This window comes from Halomonas llamarensis, assembly GCF_023555005.1.
Classification (GTDB): domain Bacteria; phylum Pseudomonadota; class Gammaproteobacteria; order Pseudomonadales; family Halomonadaceae; genus Vreelandella; species Vreelandella llamarensis.
In genome coordinates, this window is record NZ_JAMJPJ010000148.1 from 1 (window position 1) to 255 (window position 255).

Here is a 255-nt window from a genome sequence, read left to right on the forward strand (position 1 = left end):
AGCCGCCCTGCATGTCGTGAGCGCATGGGCGAACGAGCAGCAGTTGGCTCTGGGGCAGGTGGCTACCACGGAGAAATCCAACGAGATCACCGCCATCCCCGAGTTGCTGCGCTTGCTGGAGATCCGCAGTGCCATCGTAACCCTCGATGCGATGGGCTGCCAGACGGCCATCGCGGAACAGGTCGTAAGCCAGGGAGCCGACTACATTCTTGCGGTCAAAGACAACCAGCCCACTCTGTACGAGGCGCTGCGCGA

General features: G+C 62.4%; 1 protein-coding gene. It reads left to right on the forward strand.

The features are described from left to right. Window positions 1–255, forward strand: a 255-nt coding sequence (locus M8006_RS17990) for an ISAs1 family transposase (RefSeq protein ID WP_250084608.1), incomplete at both ends; no start/stop codon positions are given.